Origin of the sequence: Micrococcus sp. TCR-5 (assembly GCF_052220525.1) — a bacterium.
Classification (GTDB): Bacteria; Actinomycetota; Actinomycetes; order Actinomycetales; family Micrococcaceae; genus Micrococcus; species Micrococcus luteus.
In genome coordinates, this window is the sequence record NZ_JBQPDO010000001.1 from 152,782 (window position 1) to 174,382 (window position 21,601).

Genomic DNA, 21,601 nt, shown 5'->3' on the forward strand with positions numbered 1-21,601 from the left:
CGTCCGCGTCGGACAGCCCGGCCCGCTGAGGCCGGAGGAGGAGAGGCACGCACGTGTTCGATTCGGAGCAGCGGCGCGAGGCCGTGGATCGGCTCCTGGCGGAGCATCGCGAGCTGACGGCGCGCCTGTCCGACCCGGCGGTGCACCAGGACCCGGCGCTCGCCCGGAGGCTGAACCGGCGGTTCGCCGAGCTCGGCGCCGTGGTGACGGCGCACCGCGCCTGGTCGGCGGCCGCGGAGGAGCTGGCCGACGCGCGGGAGCTGGCCGCGGCCGGCGACGACGACGCGGCGGCCTTCGCGGCCGAGGTGCCCGGTCTGGAGGCGGCCGAGGCCGAGGCCGCCGAACGGCTGCGCCGGCTGCTGATCCCGCGCGACCCCGACGACGCGCGTGACGTGATCCTCGAGATCAAGGGCGGCGAGGGCGGCGAGGAGGCGGCCCTGTTCGCCGGCGACCTGCTGCGCATGTACCTGCGCTACGCCGAGTCCCGGGGCTGGAAGACGGAGGTCCTCTCCGCCACGCACTCCGACCTGGGCGGCTACAAGGACGTCCACGTGGCGGTGCGGGGGAGCGCGGCCGACCCGGCCGACGGCGTCTACGCCCGGCTCAAGTTCGAGGGCGGCGTGCACCGAGTGCAGCGCGTGCCCGTCACCGAGTCCCAGGGCCGCATCCACACCTCCGCCGCCGGCGTGCTCGTGCTGCCCGAGGTGGACGCCCCGGACGAGGTCCACCTCGATCCGAACGACCTCAAAGTGGACGTCTTCCGCTCCTCCGGGCCGGGCGGCCAGTCCGTCAACACGACCGACTCCGCGGTGCGTCTGACGCATCTGCCCACGGGGATCGTCGTCTCCATGCAGAACGAGAAGTCCCAGATCCAGAACCGCGAGGCCGCGCTGCGCGTGCTGCGGTCGCGGCTGCTCGAGCGGCAGCGGGCGGAGCAGGACGCCGAGGACTCCGCGGCGCGCGCCGCGCAGGTGCGCACCATGGACCGCTCGGAACGCATCCGGACCTACAACTTCCCGGAGAACCGGATCGCGGACCACCGCACCGGCTACAAGGCGCACAACCTCGACGCGGTCCTCGACGGCGACCTCGAGGCCGTGATCGCCTCCTGCCTCGCCCTCGACGAGGAGCGGCGGCTCGCCGCGCTGGGCGGGGACGCGTGAGCGCACCGGCCTGGTCCGCGCTGCTGCGCGACGCCGCCGCCCGCCTGACCGCGGTGGGCATCGACTCGTCGCGTGTGGACGCCGAGCTGCTGCTGGCCCACGTGCTCGGCCTCGACCGCGGCGCGCTGCTGGCCCGGGTGTTCGCCGGGGCCGTGGCCGAGCCCGCGCAGGCGGCGGCCTTCGAGGCGCTCGTCGGGCGCCGCGCCGCCCGCGAGCCCGTCCAGCACCTGACCGGCGTCGCGCACTTCCACGGGCTCGACCTGGCGGTCGGCCCAGGCGTCTTCGTCCCGCGGCCGGAGACCGAGCTGCTCGTGGAGACCGTCGTGGCCGACTTGGCCGCGCGGCCCGCGGCGGGCGCCGTGGTGGACCTGTGCACCGGCTCCGGCGCGATCGCCGCGGCCGTCGCGGCGTGGGGCGAGGCGCGGGGCCGCCCGCTCGCCGTCACCGCCGTCGAGCTCGACCCGACGGCGGCCGACTGGGCCCGGCGGAACCTCGCCCCGCGCGGGGTCGACCTGCGACAAGCCGATGCCCTTGTCGCGTGCCCCAACCTCGAGGGCCGCGTGGACGTCGTCGTGAGCAACCCGCCCTACGTGCCCGAGGCCGAGGTGCCCGCCCAGCCCGAGGCCCGACTGGACCCGGCGCGGGCGCTCTACGGCGGGGACGCGCCCGGGCTGCGGATCCCGCGCGCCATCGCGCACCGGGCGGCGGACCTGCTCGTCCCGGGCGGCCTGTTCGCCATGGAGCACCACGAGACGCAGGGCCCGGCCCTCCTGGCCGCCCTCGGCGCGGACCGGCGGTTCACGGGCGTCCGAGTCCACCAGGACCTCACCGGACGAGACCGGTTCCTCACGGCGCGCCGGTCCTGCGACGCCGTGGCGGGCGCGGAGGTGGAAGAATGACCGACGTGAGTGACTTCATCGACGTCTCGGATCCGGCCGCCCTCGAGGATGCCGTGGCCCGCGCCCGCGAGGTCCTCGCGGACCGCGGCTGCGTGGTCCTGCCCACGGACACCGTCTACGGCATCGGAGCGGACGCGTTCTCCCCGCTGGCCGTGGCCGTGCTGCTGGCCGCCAAGGGCCGTGGCCGCACCATGCCGCCGCCCGTGCTCATCGCGGACCGCCGCGTCATGGCCGGCCTCGCGTACGACGTGCCGGAGGAGGCCGAGGCCCTCGCCGGGCGCTTCTGGCCCGGCGCCCTCACGCTCATCCTCAAGTCCCAGCCCACGCTGACCTGGGACCTCGGCGAGACCCGCGGCACCGTCGCCCTGCGCGTGCCCGACGACGCGGTGGCCCGCGAACTGCTCTACGCCGTCGGCCCCATGGCCGTCTCCAGCGCGAACCGCACCGGCATGGACGCCGCCACCACCGCCGACGCCGCCCGCTCGATGCTGGGGGAGTCCGTGGCCCTCTACCTCGACGCCGGCCCCCGCGAGAGCCGGGATCCCTCGACGATCGTGGACTGCACCGTCACCCCGTTCCGCGTGGCCCGGCAGGGCTCCGTGCCCCTGGAGGAGCTGCGCGCGGTGGTGCCGGACCTGCTCGCCGAGGGCGAGGAGCCGCCGGTCGCCGCCGAGCGGATCGCGGCCGCCGACGACGCCGCCGCGGCGCGCCCCGCCGACCGGGAGGCCTGACCGGCCCCCATGCGCGCGTATCTCGTCCTGGTCATGGTCACGGCCGTCGCCTGCGGGGCCCTGACGCCCCTCATGCGCCGGCTGGGGCTGGGCGCGCGCGTGTTCACCCCGCTGCGCCAGCGGGATGTGCACCGGCACCCCGTGCCGAAGCTGGGCGGCGTGGCCATGGCCGCGGCCGTGCTGGTGGGATTCGCCGTCGGGGGAGTCGTGCCGTTCCTCCAGGGGATCTACGCGGACGACGCCGCGATGCGCGGGCTCCTGGTCGCCGTCGCCGTCGTGCTCGTCGTGGGCATCGCCGACGACATGTGGGACCTGCGCTGGTGGGTGAAGATGGCCGGCCAGGTGCTGGCCGGACTCGCGGTGGCCCTGGGCGGGATCCGCATCGAGGCGATGCCGGTGGGCTGGATCCCGGTGGGGAACGAGACCACGCAGGTCATCCTCACGGTGTTCGCCGTGGTGCTGACGATGAACGCGATCAACTTCGTGGACGGTCTGGACGGCCTGGCGGCGGGCGTCGCGCTGATCGGCGGCTCGGCCTTCTTCGTCTACTCGTATCTGCTGACGCGGACCATCAACCAGTTCGACTACGCCAACCTCGCCACCCTGCTCATGGCCCTGCTCGTCGGCGCGTGCGTGGGCTTCCTGCCGTGGAACCTGTCCCCGGCCCGCATCTTCATGGGCGAGGTGGGGGCCATGCTCATCGGCCTGCTGATGGCCGCGGCCGCGGTCGCCGTGACCGCCGACGTCAACGCCCTGGACGGGATGCGCTTCCGCAACGTCCCCGCCTACACGCCGATCCTGCTGCCCGTCGCCGTCCTCGCCCTGCCGCTCGCGGACCTCGCCCTGGCCGTGCTGCGGCGCACGGCCAAGGGCACCAGCCCCTTCTCGGCGGACCGCGGGCACCTGCACCACAAGCTCGTGGACGGCGGCTACACCCAGGCGCAGGCCGTCGCGCTGCTCTGGCTCTGGGCGTTCCTCGTGGCATGGGGCGCGGTGTCCCTGAACTTCGTGGACCACATGATCGTCCTACCCGTGCTCGCCGTGGCCCTGGCCGGAGCCGGCTACCTCACCCTGCATCCGATCGTGGAGCGCCGTCGCGCGGACCGGCACGACGCCGCGGCCCACCCGGACGAGCGGGGGGACGCGTGACCGGGGCGGGCGGCCGCCGACGCCGGCGCCGCTGGGAGAACCGCCGCGGCTGGTGGGGGATCCTCGGGTGGTCCCTGACCGCGGCGGGGGCTGCCCTGGCGATCACGTGCGCCGCGTGGCTGCTCTCCGTCGGCGGGGAGGCGGCCGGGAGCGCCCTGCTGGGCGGCGGCGCGGTGCTCGCGCTCTCGGCGCTCACCGGGGCGACGACGGCACTCGTGTGGGACCGGGCGCGCGAGGCGGCGCTGCCGGTCAGCGTGGGGCTGTTCGTGCTCAAGATCGCGGTGTTCGCGGTGCTGCTGGGGGTCCTGCCCCGCCCCGGCTGGGTCCGGGCGGACGCGGCGGCGATCGCCGCCCTCGTGACGATCCTCGTCTGGCAGGCCGCGGAGGTCCTCGTCTTCGCGCGGACCCGCCGCGGGATCTACACCGACTGACCCGCCCGAGGGGCGAAGACACCGAGCCGGGGGCCATGTCGTGGGCCCCTTCTGCGGTACGGAGCACGGGTCACCGTTTGGTATCGTTGGCGGCGAACACTTCGACGGCGCCCACCTGCCGCCATCCGTGTCTCGCATCGCACCGGTACCCCCGCAATGTCGCGGCGCCCGCCTGTGGTCCGGGGACGAGGCTGCGGTCCCGTCGACTGCATCACTTCGGAGAGGAACCGCGTGCTGACCCTCGTGCTGGCCAACGCATCATTCGTGCCCCCCACCATCTCTGATGGTCACCTCCCGGAGATCTTCCCCTGGGGTGCGGAGTACGGCACCGGCTTCGGCAAGCAGATGCTGCTCGTCCTGCTCTCCGTAGTGCTCATCACCGCCTTCTTCGCGTGGGCCATGCGCCGTCCCCGGCTCGTGCCCGGCAAGGCCCAGTGGCTCGCCGAGTCCGGCTACTCCTTCGTCCGGAACGACATCGCGAAGGACATCCTGGGCGAGAAGAACTTCAAGCAGTGGGTCCCGCTGCTCTTCTCCATCTTCTTCTTCGTGCTGCTGAACAACCTGTTCGGCGCCATCCCGGTGCTGCAGCTGCCGACCTTCTCCCACGCGGGCGCCGCCTACGGCCTGGCCCTCATCGTCTACGCGATCTGGATCGGCGTCGGCATCAAGCGCCACGGCGTGCGCTACCTGAAGCTGGCCGTCGTGCCCTCGGGTGTGCCCGGCTGGATCCTGCCGCTGCTCGTGCCGCTGGAGATCATCTCCAACTTCATCGTGCGCCCGCTGACCCACTCCCTGCGTCTGATGGCCACCATGCTCTCCGGCCACATGATCGTGATGCTCGCCGGCGCCGGCGCCGCCTACCTGATCACGCAGACCGGCAGCCTGGCCCTGCAGGGCACCGGCATCCTGGTCATCCTCGGCTCGGTGGCCCTGTACTTCCTCGAGCTGCTGATCATGTACCTGCAGGCCTTCGTCTTCACGCTGCTGACCGCGATCTACATCCAGGGCGCGATCGACGCGAACGACCACTGATCTTCCGGGGCCGCCTCGGGCACGACCCAGGCGGCTGCGGTACGGCGGGAGAGCCCGCCACCAGTCTTCCCGGCCCTCCGCAGGAGGACCACCCGGGAGGCCGACCCTCCACAACCCGGCCGGACACCTCGGCCTCGTGAAAGGAACACCATGGAACTGCACGGTTCGCTCAACATGATCGGCTACGGCCTCGCCGCCATCGGCTCCGCCATCGGCGTGGGCCTGATCTTCGCCGCCTACATCAACGGCGTCGCCCGTCAGCCGGAGGCCCAGCGCATCCTGCAGCCGATCGCCCTCCTGGGCTTCGCGCTCGCCGAGGCCCTCGCCATCCTGGGCCTCGTCTTCGCCTTCGTCATCGGCGCCTGACGCGCCGCGTCCACGGAGCGCCCGCACGGTGAGACCGTCGGTGCTCCCTCTCCACAGGACTCTTGACCGAAGGATGGTTGAAACATGATCAGCAACGGACTGATCCTCGCGGCGGCTGAGGGGGCCAACCCCCTGATCCCCAACCCGTGGGAGATCCTCGTCGTCGTGGTGGGCTTCGCCCTGCTCATGTTCATCGTCATCAAGTTCATCGTCCCGACCCTCGAGAAGTCCTACCAGGACCGTGTCGAGGCGATCGAGGGCGGTCTGGCCAAGGCTGAGAAGGCCCAGGCCGAGGCGAACGCGATGATGGCGGACTACGAGTCGCAGCTGGCGGACGCCCGCACCGAGGCGAACCGCATCCGCGAGGATGCCCGCACCGAGGCCGCCGAGATCGTGGCCGAGGCGCGCGAGCGCGCGACCGCCGAGGCGACGCGCATCTCCGAGCAGGCGCAGGCGCAGATCGCCGCCGAGCGTCAGCAGGCCGCCGCGCAGCTCAAGGGCGAGGTCGGCTCGCTGGCCACGACCCTGGCCGGCAAGATCGTGGGCGAGTCCCTCGAGGACGACGCCCGCTCGCAGCGCGTGGTCGACCGCTTCCTGGCTGACCTGGACCGTCACCAGAGCGCAGGTGTCGCCGAATGATGACGGGCGCATCGAGGGACTCCCTGGCCGCCTCCCTGGAGGCCGTCGGTCCGGTGCTGGACGAGGGCGGCGTGGCCCTGGCACGCGAGCTGTTCGGCGCGCTGGACGTGGTGGACGAGCACGGCGCCCTGCGCCGCGCCCTGACCGACCCCGCCTGGACCACCGAGCGCCGTCACGGCCTCGTCGACTCGCTGTTCGGCGCCCGGGTGACCCCCGGTGCACTGCAGGTCCTCAAGGACCTGGCCGGCCGCCGCTGGTCGGCGGAGCGCGATCTCGGGGACGCCCTCGAGACGGTGGCCGCGCACGCGGCCGCCGCTGAGGCCGCACGCGGCGGACACGCGGGCCTGGCCGCCCTCTCGGGCGAGCTGCTGGCCTTCAACCGCACGGTGGAGGACTCGCACGAGGTGCAGCGGGCGCTCACCGACCAGCACGCACCCCTCGAGGCACGGGCCGCTCTGGCCGGTCGCCTCCTGGGCGAGTCGGCCAGCCCGGCCGGCCGACTGCTGGTCGAGCGCGCCGTCTCGGCCCCGCGCGGCCTGAAGCCGTCCGCCGCCGTCCGCAAGGCCGCGGACGTCGTCGCCGAGCGGCAGCGCCAGTGGATCGCCGAGGTGACCGTGGCCCGGCCGCTCGAGGCCGAGCAGCAGGAGCGGCTGGCCCTGGGCCTGCGCCGCGCCTTCGGCCGCGATCTCGTCATGGACGTGACGGTGGACCCCCACGTGGTGGGCGGCATCCGCGTCCAGGTCGGCGACGACGTCGTCGACGGGTCCATGGCCGCGCGCCTCCACGACCTCCAGCGGCGGATGGCCGGCTGACGCCGGCTCCCGCCCGCATCCGGAACACCCACGAACGTAAGCATCATCGTCACGTCGATGATCACCAAGCACAGAGAGCAGGGACTGCAGATGGCCGAATTGACCATCAACGCTGACGATGTCCGCAATGCCTTGAACGATTTCGCGGCATCGTACGAACCGTCGGGCACCGATCGCACCGAGGTCGGCCGTGTCATCTCCGCGGCGGACGGCATCGCTCGTGTGGAGGGTCTGCCCTCCGTCATGGCGAACGAGCTGCTGCGCTTCGAGAACGGCATCCAGGGCCTGGCCCAGAACCTCGACACCCGTGAGATCGGTGTCGTCGTCCTCGGCGAGTTCCAGGAGATCCGCGAGGGCATGGAGGTGCAGCGCACCGGCGAGATCCTCTCCGTCCCGGTGGGCGACGCCTTCCTGGGCCGTGTGGTGGACCCGCTGGGCCAGCCCATCGACGACCTGGGCCCGATCGAGGCCGAGGGCCGCCGTGCCCTCGAGCTGCAGGCGCCGACCGTGACCGAGCGCAAGTCGGTCCACGAGCCGCTGCAGACCGGCATGAAGGCCATCGACGCCATGATCCCGATCGGCCGTGGCCAGCGTCAGCTGATCATCGGTGACCGCCAGACCGGCAAGACCGCGATCGCCGTCGACACGATCCTCAACCAGAAGGCCAACTGGGAGTCGGGCGACGTCGAGAAGCAGGTCCGCTGCGTCTACGTGGCCGTGGGCCAGAAGGCCTCCACCATCGCCGGCGTCCGCGCCACGCTGGAGGAGCACGGCGCTCTGGAGTACACCACCATCGTGGCCTCCCCGGCGTCCGACCCGGCCGGCTTCAAGTACCTCGCCCCCTACGCCGGCTCGGCCATCGGCCAGCACTGGATGTACGGCGGCAAGCACGTGCTGATCATCTTCGACGACCTGTCGAAGCAGGCCGAGGCCTACCGCGCCGTCTCCCTGCTGCTGCGCCGCCCGCCGGGCCGCGAGGCCTACCCGGGTGACGTCTTCTACCTGCACTCCCGGCTCCTCGAGCGCTGCGCCAAGCTCTCGGACGAGATGGGCGCGGGCTCGATGACCGGCCTGCCGATCATCGAGACCAAGGCGAACGACGTGTCGGCCTACATCCCGACCAACGTCATCTCCATCACCGACGGCCAGATCTTCCTGCAGTCGGACCTGTTCAACGCCAACCAGCGTCCCGCCGTGGACGTGGGCATCTCGGTGTCCCGCGTGGGCGGCGCCGCCCAGGTCAAGGCCATGAAGAAGGTCTCCGGCACGCTGAAGCTGGACCTGGCGCAGTACCGCGACCAGCAGGCGTTCTCCATGTTCGCCTCCGACCTGGACCCGGCCACCCGCCGCCAGCTCGCCCGCGGTGAGCGCCTCATGGAGCTGCTCAAGCAGCCGCAGTACTCGCCCTACCCGGTCGAGGAGCAGGTCGTGTCCATCTGGGCCGGCTCCAAGGGCCACCTCGACGAGGTGCCGGTGCAGGACGTGCTGCGCTTCGAGCGCGAGTTCATCGACCACCTGCGTCGCCACACCTCCGTCCTGACCGACATCGCCTCCACCGGCAAGCTCGAGGACGGCACCGTGTCCGCGCTCGAGTCGGCCGTCGCCGAGTTCTCCAAGGGCTTCCAGTCCTCCGAGGACGGCGGCGTGCAGGCCGGCCACGAGGAGCACCGCGCGATCGAGCAGGACCAGGTCGCGCAGGAGCAGATCACCAAGCAGAAGCGCTGACCGCCGGTCGGTGAGGGAGCGGTCCGGCGTCGGACCCCACGGGGACGACGCCGGGCCGCCCTCCCGCCAGGGAAAGGACCACCATGGGAGCCCAGATCCGGGTCTACCGTCAGAAGATCGCGTCGACGTCGTCGATGAAGAAGATCTTCAAGGCGATGGAGCTGATCGCCACGTCTCGCATCACCAAGGCACGTGAGCGCGTCAGCGCGTCGCTGCCCTACGCGAACGCGATCACCCGCGCCGTCTCGGCCGTGTCGAGCCAGCACGACATCGATCATGTCCTCACCACGGAGCCCGAGAACCCGACCCGGGCGGCCGTGCTCATCATGTCCTCGGACCGCGGCCTCGCCGGCGCGTACTCCGCGAACGTGCTGCGCAAGGCCGAGCAGCTCCTCACCCGCCTCGGCGAGGAGGGCAAGGACGTGGACGTGTACGTCGTCGGCCGCAAGGCGCAGACGTACTTCGACTTCCGCGGCCGCGGCTACAAGAAGCTGTGGACCGGTCAGACGGACGCCCCCGTCGCCGAGCGCGCCGCCGAGATCGGCGAGGTGCTCGTGGATGCGTTCCTCACGGACACGGCGGACGGCGGCGTGGACGAGATCCACGTCGTGTTCACCGAGTTCGTCTCGCTCGTGAAGCAGAACCCCCACGTGGTGCGCCTGCTGCCCCTCGAGGTCGTCGAGGAGGAGGCCGCCACCGCCGAGGACGTGCTGCCGCTCTACGAGTACGAGCCGGACGCGGAGGAGGTCCTCGACGCGCTGCTGCCCAAGTACATCGAGTCGCGCATCTTCAACGCGATGCTGCAGTCGGCGGCCTCGGAGCTCGCCAACCGTCAGCGCGCCATGAAGTCGGCGGGCGACAACGCCACGAGCCTCATCAAGGACTACACCCTCCTGATGAACAACGCCCGTCAGGCCGAGATCACCCAGGAGCTCACCGAGCTCATCGCGGGCGCGGACGCGCTCAACAACTCCTGAGCCCGTTCGGGACTCACCAGACTCGCCATCCACACACGATAGAAGTGAGAGAGATGACTGCCACCATCACTGACCAGGGCACCGGGACCCCCACCGGCGGTGCCACCGGACGCGTGTCCCGCGTCATCGGCCCCGTGATCGACGCCGAGTTCCCGGCCAACGCGATGCCGGAGATCTACAACGCGCTGACCACCGAGATCGACTTCAACGGCCAGCGCCGCACGGTCACCTTCGAGGTCGCCCAGCACCTCGGCGACAACATGGTCCGCGCCATCTCCCTGCAGTCCACCGACGGCCTGGTGCGCGGCACCGACGTCGTGGACACCGGTGCCCCCATCTCGGTGCCGGTCGGCGACGCCGTGAAGGGCCACATCTTCAACGTGCTCGGCGAGACCCTGGACATGCCGACCTCGCAGCTGCAGGCCGAGGACCGCTGGCCGATCCACCGCCCGGCCCCGAACTTCGCGTCCCTCGAGGGCTCCACCGAGATGCTGGAGACCGGCATCAAGGTCATCGACCTGCTGACCCCCTACATCAAGGGCGGCAAGATCGGCCTGTTCGGCGGCGCCGGCGTGGGCAAGACCGTGCTCATCCAGGAGATGATCACCCGTGTGGCCCGCAACTTCGGCGGCACCTCCGTGTTCGCCGGCGTCGGCGAGCGCACCCGTGAGGGCAACGACCTCTGGGTCGAGATGGACGAGGCGGACGTCCTGAAGGACACCGCCCTCGTGTTCGGCCAGATGGACGAGCCGCCGGGCACGCGTCTGCGTGTGGCCCTGTCCGCGCTGACCATGGCGGAGTACTTCCGCGATGTGCAGAACCAGGACGTGCTGCTGTTCATCGACAACATCTTCCGCTTCTCGCAGGCCGGTTCCGAGGTCTCCACGCTGCTGGGCCGCATGCCCTCCGCCGTGGGCTACCAGCCGAACCTGGCGGACGAGATGGGTGTGCTCCAGGAGCGCATCACCTCGACCCGCGGCCACTCCATCACCTCGATGCAGGCCGTGTACGTCCCCGCGGACGACTACACCGACCCGGCCCCGGCCAACGTGTTCGCGCACCTGGACGCGACCACCAACCTGACCCGTGACCTCGCGTCCCGTGGCCTGTACCCGGCCGTGGACCCGCTGGCCTCGACCTCGCGCATCCTCGACCCGCAGTACGTGGGCCAGGACCACTACGACGTGGCCATCCGCGTGAAGCAGATCCTGCAGAAGAACAAGGAGCTGCAGGACATCATCGCGATCCTCGGTGTGGACGAGCTCTCCGAGGAGGACAAGATCACCGTGGGCCGCGCCCGCAAGATCGAGCAGTTCCTCTCGCAGAACACCTACACCGCCAAGCAGTTCACCGGCGTCGAGGGCTCCACCGTGCCGGTCAAGGACACCGTCGAGGGCTTTAAGGCCATCGCCGACGGCGACCTGGACCACGTCGCGGAGCAGGCCTTCTACAACGTGGGCGGCCTGGACGACGTCGAGCGCGAGTGGGCCAAGATCCAGGCCGAGGGCTGATCGATCATGGCTGAGCTCAACGTCGAGATCGTCTCCGAGGAGCGGTCCATCTGGTCGGGCGCCGCGTCGGCCGTGTCGGCGCGCACCGTCAACGGTGAGATCGGCATCCTCCCGGGCCACACCCCGATGCTCGCCGTCCTCGGCGACGGCGAGGTCGTGGTGCGGACCACGGACGGCGGCACCGTCACCGCGCAGGCCCGCGGCGGCTTCTTCTCCGTGGACCACGACCGTGTCGTGATCGCCGCGACGTCCGCCCGGCTGGGCGACGCCGCGGCGGCCTGACGCGGCGCGGCAGGACCTGACGGTGGAGGGCCCGGTGCTCATCGCCTCGGCGACCGTGGTGGCAGTCATCGTGCTGTCGGCACTCGCCCTGGTGATGCGGCGCCGGGCCCTCGCCCGTGTCACGGCCGCCTTCCCTGCGGTCCTGGAGCGGGAGGGCCCGGGGCGTGAGCGTGTGATCGGCGTGTACGACGAGTCCCGCCTGCGCCTCACCGGGGGCTGGCGCCTCTCGCGGGAGCGCTGGAGCGCGGACCGGAGCCGCCTGCAGATCGACCGCCTCCCGGCGGACGAGGCCGGCCGGGCCGTCCTGGAGCTGAGCGCCGGCACACGTCCGGTGCGCGTCGTCGTCGACCCCGACGACGCCGGCGCCCTGCGCGCCTGGAGCGAGGCGGGGCCGTCCGCGGCGTCGTCCTTCTGGCGCCGCTGAGCCCGCCCGGCGCCTCAGAACAGGCGGGACTCGGCGTCGTCCACGCCGCGCATCGCGTCGTAGTCGAGGGTGACGCAGCGGATGCCGCGGTCCTCGGCGAGGGTGCGGGCCTGGGGCTTGATCTGCTGGGCCGCGAACACGCCGCGCACGGGCGCCAGGAGCGGGTCCCGGTTCATCAGCTCGAGGTAGCGGGTGAGCTGCTCGACCCCGTCGATGTCCCCGCGGCGCTTGAGCTCGACCGCCACGGTGCCGCCGTCGGCGTCGCGGGCCAGGATGTCCACGGGGCCGATCGCCGTCATGTACTCGCGGCGCACGAGGGTGTGGCCGTCGCCGAGCAGGCTGATCTGCTCGGCCAGCAGACGCTGCAGATCCGCCTCCACGCCGTCCTTGACGAGGCCGGGGTCCACGCCGAGCTCGTGGGAGTCGTCCGCCAGGACCTCCTCGATGAGCACGATGAGCCGGTCGTCGGACTTCTTGGCCTGCACGCGCCAGACCTGCGTCACCCCCTGGTCGGCCTGGTCGGGGAAGGGCTCCTCCACGTGCAGGGTCGCGGGCGGCGACATCCAGTTGAGGGGCTTGTAGGAGCCGCCGTCGGAGTGCACCAGCACCGAGCCGTCCGCCTTCACCATGAGCAGGCGGGTGGCGGTGGGCAGGTGGGCGTTCAGGCGGCCCTCATAGGTCACGGAGCAGCGGGCAATGACGAGTCGCACCGGTCCATCCTAGGCGGACCGCGCCCACCGGCTCTTGTGCCAGCATGGAGGCATGCCCCGTTCGAACCGCCCCCGCCGCTCGTCCGCGCCTCGGCGGAGCGAGCGCGGGGCCTCCGGCGCCTCCCGGCGGTCCCGGCCGTCGCCGGGGCGCGCCGACCCGCTCGAGGAGCTCCTCGGCCTGGACGCGGGCTACTCGCGCCAGTCCGGGTCCGACGGCGGATGGCACGTCCGGCAGATCCCCGCGTGGCGCGCGGTGAAGGACTACACGTGCCCCGGCTGCGGTCAGGTGATCCGGCAGGGCCAGGCGCACCTCGTGGCCTGGCGCGCCGACTGGATCATGGGGGATGAGGACGCGGGGGCGGACCGGCGGCACTGGCACCCGGTGTGCTGGCGCACCCGACCGGGCCGCTGACCGCGCGGTCCGGGCCGCGCCGCCGTCGTGGGCCTACCGGGCGTCCTGGCGGGGGATGAAGACCTCGCGGACCAGCAGCAGCAGCGCGGCGGCGAGCGGGATCGCCATGAGGGCGCCGAGGACGCCCAGCAGCGCGCCACCGGCGATCACCGCGATCACGGCCACGGCCGCCGGCACGGACACCGCGCGCGCCATGACACGCGGCGAGATGACGTAGGCCTCGATCTGCAGGTAGACGAAGTAGATGGCCGCGAACACGGCGGCGGTCTGCCACGAGGTCAGCAGGCTCACGAGGGTCAGCAGCGTACCGCCGATCGCGGCGCCCACCAGCGGGATGAACGCCATGAAGGCGGCGATCGCGGCGAGCAGGACGGCGAAGGGGGCGCCGGCGATGGCCAGCGCCGTGAACGCCACCGCGCCGTTGAGGGCGGCCACGAAGGACTGGCCCATCACGTAGTGGCCGACCGAGGAGGTGATCTGCTCGGACAGCGCCTCGATCCGGGGCCGGCGCGAACGCGGTGCGAGCCGGTAGGCCCAGTACTTCATGTGCGGCAGGGAGGAGAGGAAGTACAGCGTCAGCACGACCACCACGAGCACCGAGAAGACGGCGTTCAGCACGGTCTGGCCGAAGCCGAGGAGCCCGCCGAACAGGTCGGTGACGGCGACGCCGTCGGCGGCGAGGCGCTCGGTCTGGGCGCGAACGGCCTCCTGGAGGTGGAACTCCTCGTCGAGTTGCACGAACCACTCGGCGGTCATCACCCCGTCGATGATGGCCGGCAGGTCCTGGACCAGCTGCGTGGACTGCTCGATCACCGTGGGGACCAGGAGGGCGACGAACGCCCCGGCCACGGCGGCCAGGCCGAGCGCGGCCGTGAGCACGCCGACCCAGCGGGGCGCGCCCCAGGACTCGACCCGGCGCACCAGCGGATCCAGGCCCAGGGCGATGAACAGGGCCGCGGCGATCCACACGATGAGGTGTCCGTTCGTGCGCAGCACCGAGACGACGCCGATGGCCAGGGCCACGCCCACCGCGAGCAGGAAGCCGGTCAGCACGGGGGACTCGAGAGCCACGGCCGCGACCGCCGGATCCTCGGCGCCGTCGACGGGGACCGACTCGGGGTCCACCCGGTCCTCCTCGAGGAAGGGTCGGCGCCGCCGCAGGACGGAGCCCAGGCGGGGCAGTCGACGACGCCCGGCGGGCGTCGGCCCGTGCGACGGCGGCGCGGCGGCCACCCCGACCGGCTCCACGGGGATGCCGGCCACGGGCGGCTGCTCGGTGCCCTCGGGCTCGGCCGGGGCGCGGACGTCGGCGACGCCGGCGGCGTCCGGGCCGGATGCGGTCTCCTTCTCCTCCACGCGCTCAGCGTACGTCAGGGCCCCGGCCTGACCGCGCCGCGCCGGGGAGGCTACCGTGGGGCGCAGTGACAACGCCTCTCGCCCCGGCGACGGGGCGGACCCGGACCGGAAGGATCGTGACCGACGTGACCGCCCAGCCCCCCTCCGACGCCCCGTCCCACCTGCGCGGCGCCGTCGACCTGTCCTCGCTCGGCACCCCGGCCCCGGCCGGGCGGACCGCCCCGGGGGCCGACGCCGGCGCCGGCGGCGGCTCGTGGGTGATCGCGGACGCCGACCAGGGTCTGCTGCAGCAGCTGGTCCAGCTCTCCGCCCAGGTGCCGGTGCTGCTGCACCTGCACGTGCCCGGGGACGCGGCGAGCGAGGCGCTCTACCGGCAGTTCGCGGACGCGGTCGACGCCCAGGCGGGACGGCTCGTGCTCGCGCGTCTGGACGTGGCGAAGGAGCCCACCGTGCTGCAGGCGCTGGGCCTGGGGGCCGGCCCCGCGGTCATGGCCGTGGTGGCGGGGCAGCCGGTGCCGCTGGTCAATCAGGAGGTGCCGGAGGAGACGCTGCGCCAGCTCATGGGGGAGATCCTCGAGGTGGCCCGTCAGAACGGCGTCGCCGGCACCGTGCCCCCCGTCGCTCCGGCGCGCCAGGACGCCGGCGCCGCGGCCGCGGAGGCCCCGCCCGTGCCGCCGCTGCACCGGGCCGCCCATGAGGCCCTCGCCGCCGACGACCTGCCCGGGGCCGTCTCGGCGTGGGAGGCGGCGCTGGCCGACAGCCCCGCGGACGCCGTGGCCCAGCAGGGCCTGTCCGCGGCCCGCCTCATGCTGCGCACCCGCGACGCCGACGCCGCGGCGGTGCGCGCGGCCGCCGCGGACGGCCCGGACGACGTCGCCGCCCAGCTCGCCGTCGCCGACCTGGACGTGCTCGGTGGCCACGTGGAGGACGCCTTCGCCCGGCTCGTGCGGTTCATCGCCCTCCACCCCGGCGACGACCGGGAGACGGCGCGCGCCCACCTCGTGGACCTCTACACCGTGGTGGGCACGGACGATCCCCGTGTGCAGGCCTCGCGGCGTCGGCTGGCCGCAGCGCTGTTCTGAGGGACCCACAGTTCATCCCTGAGGAGGACGCCGTGTCCGCTTGACGGTGGGTAACGTCCCAGGCATGACTCCGCATGCGCCCGAGCCTGCCCCCGCCCACCTGGCGGCCGCCGCCCGTCGTCGCGCGGTGGACGCCCCCGATCCGGACCTCGCCTTCGTCACGCGCGGGCTGACCCAGCGGTTCGGGGACAAGCTGGCGCTCGACGCGCTGGACCTGGACGTCCCGGCCGGATCGTTCTTCGGGGTGGTCGGGCCCAACGGGGCGGGCAAGACCACCGCCCTGTCCATGGCCACCGGGCTGCTGCGCCCGGACCACGGCCGCGCCTGGATCCACGGCGTCGACGTGTGGGAGCAGCCCCTCGAGGCCAAGCGACGGGTCGGCGTGCTCGCCGACGGCGTGCGCACCTTCGACCGCCTCACGGGCGCGCAGCTCGTGACCTACGCCGGGCTGCTGCACGGGCTCGACGCGGACACCGTGGCCGAGCGGACCACGGACCTGCTGCGGGTGATGGACCTGGAGGACGCCGGCCGCAAGCTCGTGGCCGACTACTCCGCCGGCATGACCAAGAAGGTGTCCCTGGCGGCCGCCATGGTCCACGCCCCGGACCTGCTCGTCCTGGACGAGCCGTTCGAGGCCGTGGACCCGGTCTCCGCCGCGAACATCCGGGACATCCTGCACTCGTACGTGGAGCGGGGCGGCACCGTGATCGTCTCGAGCCACGTGATGGACCTCGTCCAGCGCATGTGCACCCACGTCGCCGTGATCGCGGCCGGGACGCTGCGGGCCGCCGACACGCTCGAGGAGGTCCGGGACGGGCGCGACCTCGAGGACCGCTTCGTGGACCTCGTCGGCGGCCGCCACGGCTCGGAGGGGCTGGCATGGCTCTGACGCTCGTCCGACTGCGCTGGACGCTGACCCTGAACCAGTGGCGCCGGTCCCCGTTCACCCTGGTGATGAGCGTGCTCGGCGCGCTGTACGTGCTCGGCATGGCCGCCGTGGCGGTGACGCTGCTCGTCACGGGCCTGCCCGCCCTGCCGGACGAGGCCCGCGGCGCCACGACCGTGCTGGCCGCCGCCGTCGTGGTGCTCGCCTGGCTCGTCATCCCGCCGTTCGTCACGGGCGTCGACGCCACGCTCGACCCGCACAGCTTCGTGCTCTTCCCCGTCCCGGCCCGCACCCTCATCGCCGGGCTGGTCCTGAGCGCCTTCACGACGCCGGTCGGGCTCGCCACGCTGGCCGTGCTGGTGGGCCTGGGGGCCAGCTGGTGGGACCGGCCGGCCGCGCTGGCGGTGGGCCTGGTCGGGGGCGCGCTCACCGCGGTGACCGCCGTGGCGATCGGCTCCGGTCTCGCCGGCCTCCTGGCCGCCTACGCGAGCCGGCGTCGGGTGCGGGACGTCGTCTCCGTCCTGCTGTTCATCCCGCTCATGCTCGGCGGCCTCGCCCTCTCGCGGGCCATCGCGTCGTTCGAGGACTTCCTGGCGATCGCGCCCCAGATCGCCCGCGGCGCGGCGTGGACCCCGTTCGGGGCGGGCCCCGCCGCGGCGTGGGCGGTCGCCGAGGGCCGCGGCGCCGCCGTCGCGCTCCACCTCGCGGTGGCGGCCGCCTGGTGCCTGGCCGCCCTGGCCCTGTGGCACCTGGCCGTGCGCCGCACCGTGGAGCCGGTGGCCGTGGGCGGCGGTCGGTCCCGCCGCGTCGCCGCGGGAGCGGACCCGACGCCGCTGCGCTGGCTGGGCCGACCGGCCACGGGCCCGCGCACCGCGATCGCGGCCCGCGCCCAGCGCTACTGGCTGGCTGACCCGCGGTACGCGGCCGGGCTCATCATCATCCCGCTCATGGCCGTCCTGCTGTGGTTCACCGGGGGCATGGCCGGGGAGGGGGGTCCCGGACTGGGCCTGCTGCTGGTCCTCGGGCCGATCACCGCCTGGTCCCTGGCCTACTCGATCTCCGCGGACATCGCCTACGACCACACGGCGTTCCACCTGCACGTCGTCTCGGGCGTGCGGGGCGTGGACGACCGCTGGGGCCGGGTCCTGGGCCTGGCGGGCTGGGGCGTGCCGATGATCCTGCTCGTGACGACGGCGACGGTGGCGGCGGCGGGGGACTGGTCCCTGCTGGCGCCGATGCTGGGCCTGGCCCTCGGCCTGTTCGGGACGACCGCCGGGCTGTCCGCGTTCGTCTCCGCCCGCTTCGTCTACCCGGTCCCGAAGCCGGGGGACAGCCCGTTCGCGACGCCGCAGGGCGCGGCCATGCGCACGATGCTCGTCCAGGGCGCCGCGATGCTGGTCAGCCTGGCGCTCGCGGTGCCGTTCCTGGTGCCCTTCGTCGTCCGGCTCGCCACCGGGGCCGCCGTGTGGGGGTGGGTGACGGTGGCGCTCGGGCTCGCGTGGGGCGCCGTCGCGCTGTGGCTGGGTGTGCGCCTGGGGGCGCGCTGGTACGACCGCGCGCAGGCCGAGACCTACCAGGCCGTGGCCGCCTTCTGAGGGGCGCGGCTAGACTGGCCCGCATGAGTGTGACCGGCGAACCCGACCTGAACGACCCCTTCGCGCCCGCCGGCGGCGGCACGTCCGTCCTCGAGCGTGAGGAGCTGCGCCAGGAGATCGAGCCGGGCGACCACGAGCGCTTCGCCCACTACGTCCGCAAGGAGAAGATCACGGAGTCCGCCGTCACCGGTGCCCCCGTGATCGCCCTGTGCGGCAAGGTGTGGGTGCCGGGCCGGGACCCGAACAAGTTCCCCGTGTGCCCCACGTGCAAGGAGATCTACGAGGGCCTGCGCGAGCCGCAGGACGGCGGCGACGGCGACGGCAAGCGCGGTGGCTGGTTCGGAGGCCGCGGCCGTGGCTGACGGCCGCTCCCTGACGAGCGGCACCCCGGACGGCAGCGTCCAGCACGACCTGTTCCACATCGGCGAGGACCTTCCCCCCGCCATGCCCGAGCGCGCGGCGTGGGGGACGGCCCCCAAGCTGCGCCAGTGGCAGCAGGAGGCGCTGGAGCGCTACCTCCAGACCGCGCCGCAGGACTTCCTGGCGGTCGCGACCCCCGGCGCGGGCAAGACGACGTTCGCGCTGCGCGTGGCCAAGATCCTGATGGACTCCGGCGTCGTGCAGCGACTGACCGTCGTCGCGCCCACGGACCACCTCAAGCGCCAGTGGGCGGACAACGCCGCGCGCGTCGGCATCGCGATCGACCCGAACTTCAAGAACGCCGACGGGCGGCACGGCGCCGAGTACCGCGGGGTGGCGCTGACGTACGCCCAGGTGGCGAACAAGCCCGTCCTGCACCGGAACCGCACCGAGGCCGCCAAGACGCTGGTGATCCTGGACGAGATCCACCACGGCGGCGACGCCCTGAGCTGGGGCGAGGGCATCCGTGAGGCGTTCGAGCCGGCCACGCGGCGGCTGTCCCTGACCGGCACGCCCTTCCGCTCGGATACCGCCTCCATCCCCTTCGTCCGCTACGAGCTCGGCCAGGACGGCATCGAGCGCTCCAAGGCCGACTACACGTACGGCTACGGGCCGGCGCTGCGCGACCACGTGGTCCGCCCCGTGATCTTCATGGCCTACTCGGGCCAGATGCGCTGGAAGACCTCCACCGGCGAGGTCATGGAGGCTCAGCTCGGCGAGGCCGCCACGAAGGACATCACCGCCTCCGCCTGGCGCACCGCGCTGGACCCGGCGGGCGAGTGGATCCCGTCCGTGCTGCGCGCGGCCGACCGCCGGCTCAGCGAGGTGCGCCGCAACGTCCCCGACGCCGGCGGTCTCGTGATCGCCACGGACCACCAGGACGCGCGCGCGTACGCCGCGCAGCTCGAGGCGCTGACCGGCCAGCGGCCGGCCGTGATCCTCTCGGACGACAAGGGGGCCTCGGATCGCATCGAGGAGTTCGCCGCGTCGGACGAGCGGTGGATGGTGGCGGTGCGCATGGTGTCCGAGGGCGTGGACGTGCCCCGCCTGTGCGTGGGCGTGTACGCCACGTCCACGTCCACGCCCCTGTTCTTCGCCCAGGCCGTGGGCCGCTTCGTGCGCTCCCGCCGGCGTGGGGAGACCGCCTCGGTGTTCCTGCCGTCCGTGCCCGCGCTCATGCTGCTGGCCAACGAGATGGAGCTCGAGCGGGACCACGCGCTGGACCGCAAGGAGGGCGCCGTCGAGGTCGAGGACCTCGAGGACGCCCCCGAGGAGGACCTCATCGCGGAGGCCAACCGGGCCGAGAGCGGCTCGGACGCGCTGACGCGGGAGAAGTTCGAGGCCCTCGAGTCCCGGGCGAGCTTCGACAAGGTGCTCTTCGACGGCGGCGAGTTCGGCCTCGGCGGCGCCGTCGGCTCGGAGGAGGAGCAGGACTTCCTCGGCATCCCGGGCCTGCTGGACGCCGAGCAGGTCTCCGCCCTGCTGCGGCAGCGGCAGGCCGAGCAGATCCAGCGCCGGCCGCGTGCGCAGGCGGCCGAGCCCGCCGACGTCGTGGACCACCGGCGGATGAAGGAGCTGCGCTCCGAGCTGTCCAAGACGGTGTCCGCCTGGGCGGCCCGTTCCGGCCAGCCGCACGGGGTGATCCACAACCGCCTGCGGGAGATCTCCGGCGGCCCCGCCGTGGCCCAGGCCTCCCGCGAGCAGCTGGAGAAGCGGCTGAGCACCCTGCGCGGGTGGTTCGTCGGCCGGACCTGAGGTCCGCCGGGAGCGCGGGGGCGCCCGCGGGCCGTGCCGACCTGAGCGCCGGGTTCAGCCGTCCCGGGACTGGAAGCGCACGAAGGCGCGCAGCTCGTCGCCCTCCACGTCACGGGACTCACGGAATCCATGGGCCTCGTAGAAGGCGCGCTGGCGCTCCTCGGTGTCCGTGAGCAGCACGTGCTGACGCACATGGCCGAACCGGGCGAAGATGCGGCGCAGCAGCTCGGAGGCGATGCCGCGGCGCTGGTGCCCCGGATCCACGAGGATGTCCTGCAGGTAGGCGATGGTGTGGCCGTCGGAGACCACGCGGGCCAGACCGACCAGACGGCCGCCGTCGGCGGCGGGGATCACCCCGGAGAGGTAGCGGATGCCGTCCCGGTCTGCGGCGATGGGGGAGTCGGTCATGGCTGCTCTCCTCGTCTGCGTCGGGCACCGGCTCCGGCACGCCCGCCGGGGCCGCGTGCCTCCATCATGCCGCATCGAGTGACATTCGTCACTGTCTCGGCGTGCGGCGCCTCAGAGGCGACGCCGGTGCCGCTCGGGGCCGAACCCGCTCACGAGGTCGCCAGGATGGCCCCGGCGGCCTCCATCTCGTGGAGCGCGGCCTGGGCGGCCGCCTCGTCGACGCCGGCCACCAGGTCGGTCAGCACGGTGACCTCGTAGCCGGCGTCGAGGGCGTCGAGCACGGTGGCGCGCACGCAGTGGTCCGTGGCGATGCCCACCACGGTGATCGCGTCCACGCCCTGCTCACGGAGCCACTCGTCGAGGCCGGGGGCGCCGGACTCGACGGCGGCCGCGGCCACGGCGGTGGCCCCGTACGGGCCGACGGTCCCGGAGGGGCGCTCGCCCGCGGCCCCGGTCGGGACGGCGTCGGGCTCGCCGAGGGCGCCGTCGAAGCCGGAGTAGGCGTCCGTGTGCAGGCCCTTGAGGAACTCGGCGTCGAGGTGCTCGGCGTCCAGGTCGGGATGCAGCTCGGCGCCGGCGGTGCCGGCAACGCAGTGCACCGGCCAGGTGGTGCGGAAATCCGGCTCGGCGCCGGTGGCCGCGGCGAAGTGCGTGCCCGGGTCGACGTGCCAGTCGCGCGTGGCTGCCACGGACGCGTAGGCGTCCGCGTGCTCGGCCAGGTGCTCGCTGACCCCGGCCGCGACGGCGGCGCCGCCGGTCACGCCGAGGGCGCCGCCCTCGCAGAAGTCGTTCTGCACGTCCACGATCACCAGGGCGCGGTTCAGGTTCTCCATGGG

The 21,601-nt window shown here is 73.1% G+C and carries 24 protein-coding genes; 20 read left to right on the top strand and 4 right to left on the bottom strand.

Annotated elements, in window-relative coordinates:
* Positions 1-53: 53 nt before the first annotated feature.
* The 14 genes from prfA (at position 54) to ACTSKS_RS00775 (ending at position 12,141) form a co-directional block, all read left to right on the top strand.
* A complete protein-coding gene (gene prfA / locus ACTSKS_RS00710) occupies positions 54-1,163 on the top strand; it encodes a peptide chain release factor 1 (protein WP_221844891.1) in 1,110 nt (369 codons plus the stop codon).
* Entirely contained in the window at positions 1,160-2,062 is a 903-nt protein-coding gene (gene prmC, locus ACTSKS_RS00715) for a peptide chain release factor N(5)-glutamine methyltransferase (protein ID WP_442927202.1), read from the top strand. The genes prfA and prmC overlap by 4 nt, the downstream gene beginning before the upstream one ends.
* Entirely contained in the window at positions 2,059-2,793 is a 735-nt protein-coding gene (locus ACTSKS_RS00720) for an L-threonylcarbamoyladenylate synthase (protein ID WP_036313064.1), read from the top strand. Before prmC ends, ACTSKS_RS00720 begins: the two co-directional genes overlap by 4 nt.
* Before the next feature lie 9 nt (positions 2,794-2,802).
* The gene (locus ACTSKS_RS00725) at positions 2,803-3,942 is read left to right on the top strand and encodes an MraY family glycosyltransferase (RefSeq protein ID WP_041103236.1); all 1,140 of its coding nucleotides are present in this window, start codon (positions 2,803-2,805) and stop codon (positions 3,940-3,942) included.
* The gene (locus tag ACTSKS_RS00730) at positions 3,939-4,373 is read left to right on the top strand and encodes a hypothetical protein (RefSeq protein ID WP_036382185.1); all 435 of its coding nucleotides are present in this window, start codon (positions 3,939-3,941) and stop codon (positions 4,371-4,373) included. The genes ACTSKS_RS00725 and ACTSKS_RS00730 overlap by 4 nt, the downstream gene beginning before the upstream one ends.
* 231 nt (positions 4,374-4,604) lie before the next feature.
* Positions 4,605-5,405: a F0F1 ATP synthase subunit A gene (gene atpB / locus ACTSKS_RS00735; protein WP_036382182.1), complete on the top strand. Its 801-nt coding sequence runs from the start codon at positions 4,605-4,607 to the stop codon at positions 5,403-5,405.
* Between the two features lie 150 nt (positions 5,406-5,555).
* The gene (locus ACTSKS_RS00740) at positions 5,556-5,771 is read left to right on the top strand and encodes an ATP synthase subunit C (RefSeq protein WP_002857264.1); all 216 of its coding nucleotides are present in this window, start codon (positions 5,556-5,558) and stop codon (positions 5,769-5,771) included.
* 84 nt (positions 5,772-5,855) lie between these two features.
* The gene (locus ACTSKS_RS00745; protein ID WP_002857262.1) at positions 5,856-6,410 is read left to right on the top strand and encodes a F0F1 ATP synthase subunit B; all 555 of its coding nucleotides are present in this window, start codon (positions 5,856-5,858) and stop codon (positions 6,408-6,410) included.
* Positions 6,407-7,222 (top strand): F0F1 ATP synthase subunit delta, encoded by an 816-nt coding sequence (locus tag ACTSKS_RS00750; protein ID WP_049145267.1) that lies wholly within the window; start codon positions 6,407-6,409, stop codon positions 7,220-7,222. The genes ACTSKS_RS00745 and ACTSKS_RS00750 overlap by 4 nt, the downstream gene beginning before the upstream one ends.
* 90 nt (positions 7,223-7,312) lie before the next feature.
* Positions 7,313-8,947: a F0F1 ATP synthase subunit alpha gene (atpA, locus tag ACTSKS_RS00755; protein WP_036334989.1), complete on the top strand. Its 1,635-nt coding sequence runs from the start codon at positions 7,313-7,315 to the stop codon at positions 8,945-8,947.
* 83 nt (positions 8,948-9,030) lie between these two features.
* Positions 9,031-9,924 (top strand): F0F1 ATP synthase subunit gamma, encoded by an 894-nt coding sequence (locus tag ACTSKS_RS00760; RefSeq protein WP_041103232.1) that lies wholly within the window; start codon positions 9,031-9,033, stop codon positions 9,922-9,924.
* 53 nt (positions 9,925-9,977) lie between these two features.
* Positions 9,978-11,435, top strand: coding sequence for a F0F1 ATP synthase subunit beta (atpD, locus tag ACTSKS_RS00765; RefSeq protein ID WP_041103230.1), 1,458 nt, complete (start codon positions 9,978-9,980; stop codon positions 11,433-11,435).
* A 6-nt stretch (positions 11,436-11,441) separates the two neighbouring features.
* A complete protein-coding gene (locus ACTSKS_RS00770; protein ID WP_036313044.1) occupies positions 11,442-11,717 on the top strand; it encodes a F0F1 ATP synthase subunit epsilon in 276 nt (91 codons plus the stop codon).
* A gap of 34 nt (positions 11,718-11,751) precedes the next feature.
* A complete protein-coding gene (locus ACTSKS_RS00775; RefSeq protein ID WP_230259842.1) occupies positions 11,752-12,141 on the top strand; it encodes a DUF2550 family protein in 390 nt (129 codons plus the stop codon).
* Positions 12,142-12,155: 14 nt separating this feature from the next.
* On the opposite strand, the gene nucS is transcribed toward ACTSKS_RS00775, so the two are convergent.
* Positions 12,156-12,851, bottom strand: a complete 696-nt coding sequence (nucS, locus tag ACTSKS_RS00780; protein ID WP_041103228.1) for an endonuclease NucS — start codon at positions 12,849-12,851, stop codon at positions 12,156-12,158.
* Positions 12,852-12,903: 52 nt separating this feature from the next.
* On the opposite strand from nucS, the gene ACTSKS_RS00785 reads away from it, so the two are divergent.
* On the top strand, positions 12,904-13,263 hold the full coding sequence (locus tag ACTSKS_RS00785) for a hypothetical protein (RefSeq protein WP_041103226.1): 360 nt from the start codon (positions 12,904-12,906) through the stop codon (positions 13,261-13,263).
* Between the two features lie 33 nt (positions 13,264-13,296).
* Here ACTSKS_RS00785 and ACTSKS_RS00790 read toward each other — a convergent pair whose 3' ends face one another.
* The gene (locus ACTSKS_RS00790) at positions 13,297-14,619 is read right to left on the bottom strand and encodes an AI-2E family transporter (RefSeq protein WP_041103224.1); all 1,323 of its coding nucleotides are present in this window, start codon (positions 14,617-14,619) and stop codon (positions 13,297-13,299) included.
* 125 nt (positions 14,620-14,744) lie between these two features.
* Here ACTSKS_RS00790 and ACTSKS_RS00795 point away from each other — a divergent pair, with 125 nt between their 5' ends.
* The 5 genes from ACTSKS_RS00795 to ACTSKS_RS00815 all read left to right on the top strand — a co-directional run bounded on the left by ACTSKS_RS00795 (position 14,745) and on the right by ACTSKS_RS00815 (position 20,357).
* On the top strand, positions 14,745-15,701 hold the full coding sequence (locus ACTSKS_RS00795; protein WP_230956233.1) for a co-chaperone YbbN: 957 nt from the start codon (positions 14,745-14,747) through the stop codon (positions 15,699-15,701).
* A gap of 64 nt (positions 15,702-15,765) precedes the next feature.
* On the top strand, positions 15,766-16,590 hold the full coding sequence (locus ACTSKS_RS00800; protein ID WP_060973992.1) for an ABC transporter ATP-binding protein: 825 nt from the start codon (positions 15,766-15,768) through the stop codon (positions 16,588-16,590).
* Complete coding sequence (locus ACTSKS_RS00805; RefSeq protein WP_060973991.1) at positions 16,581-18,182, top strand: hypothetical protein; 1,602 nt, start codon at positions 16,581-16,583, stop codon at positions 18,180-18,182. The genes ACTSKS_RS00800 and ACTSKS_RS00805 overlap by 10 nt, the downstream gene beginning before the upstream one ends.
* A gap of 23 nt (positions 18,183-18,205) precedes the next feature.
* Positions 18,206-18,544 (top strand): DUF3039 domain-containing protein, encoded by a 339-nt coding sequence (locus ACTSKS_RS00810; protein WP_044659196.1) that lies wholly within the window; start codon positions 18,206-18,208, stop codon positions 18,542-18,544.
* Positions 18,537-20,357 (top strand): DEAD/DEAH box helicase, encoded by a 1,821-nt coding sequence (locus tag ACTSKS_RS00815; protein ID WP_442927203.1) that lies wholly within the window; start codon positions 18,537-18,539, stop codon positions 20,355-20,357. Before ACTSKS_RS00810 ends, ACTSKS_RS00815 begins: the two co-directional genes overlap by 8 nt.
* Positions 20,358-20,411: 54 nt before the next feature.
* Here ACTSKS_RS00815 and ACTSKS_RS00820 read toward each other — a convergent pair whose 3' ends face one another.
* Positions 20,412-20,765, bottom strand: coding sequence for a GNAT family N-acetyltransferase (locus ACTSKS_RS00820; protein WP_060973990.1), 354 nt, complete (start codon positions 20,763-20,765; stop codon positions 20,412-20,414).
* A 149-nt stretch (positions 20,766-20,914) separates the two neighbouring features.
* Positions 20,915-21,598: an isochorismatase family protein gene (locus tag ACTSKS_RS00825; protein WP_036313018.1), complete on the bottom strand. Its 684-nt coding sequence runs from the start codon at positions 21,596-21,598 to the stop codon at positions 20,915-20,917.
* Positions 21,599-21,601 lie beyond the last annotated feature (3 nt).

What these genes read in the sequence shown, in the direction of transcription:
- ACTSKS_RS00720 (WP_036313064.1), top strand. Translation starts at nt 2,059, where the DNA reads ATGACCGACGTGAGTGACTTCATCGACGTCTCGGATCCGGCCGCCCTC.
- ACTSKS_RS00725 (WP_041103236.1), top strand. Translation starts at nt 2,803, where the DNA reads ATGCGCGCGTATCTCGTCCTGGTCATGGTCACGGCCGTCGCCTGCGGG.
- ACTSKS_RS00740 (WP_002857264.1), top strand. Translation starts at nt 5,556, where the DNA reads ATGGAACTGCACGGTTCGCTCAACATGATCGGCTACGGCCTCGCCGCC.
- ACTSKS_RS00745 (WP_002857262.1), top strand. Translation starts at nt 5,856, where the DNA reads ATGATCAGCAACGGACTGATCCTCGCGGCGGCTGAGGGGGCCAACCCC.
- ACTSKS_RS00750 (WP_049145267.1), top strand. Translation starts at nt 6,407, where the DNA reads ATGATGACGGGCGCATCGAGGGACTCCCTGGCCGCCTCCCTGGAGGCC.
- atpA (WP_036334989.1), top strand. Translation starts at nt 7,313, where the DNA reads ATGGCCGAATTGACCATCAACGCTGACGATGTCCGCAATGCCTTGAAC.
- ACTSKS_RS00760 (WP_041103232.1), top strand. Translation starts at nt 9,031, where the DNA reads ATGGGAGCCCAGATCCGGGTCTACCGTCAGAAGATCGCGTCGACGTCG.
- atpD (WP_041103230.1), top strand. Translation starts at nt 9,978, where the DNA reads ATGACTGCCACCATCACTGACCAGGGCACCGGGACCCCCACCGGCGGT.
- ACTSKS_RS00770 (WP_036313044.1), top strand. Translation starts at nt 11,442, where the DNA reads ATGGCTGAGCTCAACGTCGAGATCGTCTCCGAGGAGCGGTCCATCTGG.
- ACTSKS_RS00785 (WP_041103226.1), top strand. Translation starts at nt 12,904, where the DNA reads ATGCCCCGTTCGAACCGCCCCCGCCGCTCGTCCGCGCCTCGGCGGAGC.
- ACTSKS_RS00800 (WP_060973992.1), top strand. Translation starts at nt 15,766, where the DNA reads ATGACTCCGCATGCGCCCGAGCCTGCCCCCGCCCACCTGGCGGCCGCC.
- ACTSKS_RS00805 (WP_060973991.1), top strand. Translation starts at nt 16,581, where the DNA reads ATGGCTCTGACGCTCGTCCGACTGCGCTGGACGCTGACCCTGAACCAG.
- ACTSKS_RS00810 (WP_044659196.1), top strand. Translation starts at nt 18,206, where the DNA reads ATGAGTGTGACCGGCGAACCCGACCTGAACGACCCCTTCGCGCCCGCC.
- ACTSKS_RS00820 (WP_060973990.1), bottom strand. Translation starts at nt 20,765, where the DNA reads ATGACCGACTCCCCCATCGCCGCAGACCGGGACGGCATCCGCTACCTC.
- ACTSKS_RS00825 (WP_036313018.1), bottom strand. Translation starts at nt 21,598, where the DNA reads ATGGAGAACCTGAACCGCGCCCTGGTGATCGTGGACGTGCAGAACGAC.